Source organism: Spirabiliibacterium mucosae (genome assembly GCF_014884965.1).
GTDB lineage: Bacteria > Pseudomonadota > Gammaproteobacteria > Enterobacterales > Pasteurellaceae > Spirabiliibacterium > Spirabiliibacterium mucosae.
Genome location: NZ_JABTBO010000059.1, coordinates 1 through 1080, shown reverse-complemented (window position 1 = coordinate 1080; position 1080 = coordinate 1). Strand labels below are relative to the sequence as shown.

Here is a 1080-nt window from a genome sequence, read left to right as displayed (position 1 = left end):
GATAAAATAATACGTTATAATAAAACGCTCAGGCAGGGGGCCTGAAACAGGAAACCCCGACCTGTCGATCGGGGTTGAAAGAAGAGACTCTTATGATCCGAATCATCATAATCCTGTTGGTTCTGTTATTAATAAGCATCCCCGCTTATTAAGAACCAATTCATGGCGGTGTTGACGCACCGCCATTGACTTCAACTATAAAACACAACGCACCAAAAATCAACACCCACCGAACGTTGTTTTTGCAAAGGCAAAGTGCGGTTTGTGGTTTGTAGTTTGTGATTATTAACACTTGTTTAAATGTATCGAATACGATACTATGCTATCAAGCTTTGGGCGCAAATTAAAAGGGGTGAAGGATGACAAGTCGGTTTGATATTGTGGATTATTTGGATGATGAGCAGGTGATTGGTGAGTATCTTACGCAGGTGCTTGAGGATGGGGATAATGATGAGTTTATTCGTGCGTTGGGGTATGTTGCGCGGGCGCGGGGGATGAGTGAGGTTGCGCAGCGTTCTGGCTTGGGGCGTGAGAATTTGTATAATGCGTTGCAAGGCGGGCGTAAGCCGCGGTTTGATACTGTTTTGCGTGTGTTGCATGCGTTGGATTTGGCGTTGGTTTGTCGGGCGCGATGATGGTGTCTTTACTTTTGTTTTATCACTTCGTCATCGCGTTTCTCTTTTCCTTGTTCTCTTTTATGACTCCGTCATAGCGCTACGGTTTCGCCGTTGGCGACTTCCTTTCTTTGCTTGTCCAAAAGAAACGGCAATGGCCCCTGTCCATAAGATATTCGCTTAGCGCCAAATTGCCACTAGCTCATTCGGGATCAAACCCTCACTCGCCTAGCACTTTAGGCACCCGCTCAGCATCTTATTCCGGGGGCGGATCGCATAACTGAATTTTGTTTTTTGAAAAGGCAAAGTGCGGTTTTTGAGATCTTAGCAACCGCACTTTGATGTTTAAAACACAGGCTGATGGAGTTCGATCCGCCATTTTTCGCGCGGAAATGGAGCGGTTGGATGAATTTCAAGGAAGCATGCAAACGCCTGTATTGCATGCGACGTAGAAATTCCCAACAAG

At 45.9% G+C, this 1080-nt stretch carries 1 protein-coding gene; it reads left to right on the top strand.

Going from position 1 to position 1080, the window contains the following annotated elements; genetic code table 11:
- Positions 1 to 359: 359 nt before the first annotated feature.
- On the top strand, positions 360 to 635 hold the full coding sequence (locus HPC37_RS10765; protein ID WP_208123102.1) for an addiction module antidote protein: 276 nt from the start codon (positions 360 to 362) through the stop codon (positions 633 to 635).
- Positions 636 to 1080 lie beyond the last annotated feature (445 nt).

Coding starts and splice junctions, on each gene's coding strand:
- HPC37_RS10765 (WP_208123102.1), top strand. CDS start 360: ATGACAAGTCGGTTTGATATTGTGGATTATTTGGATGATGAGCAGGTG.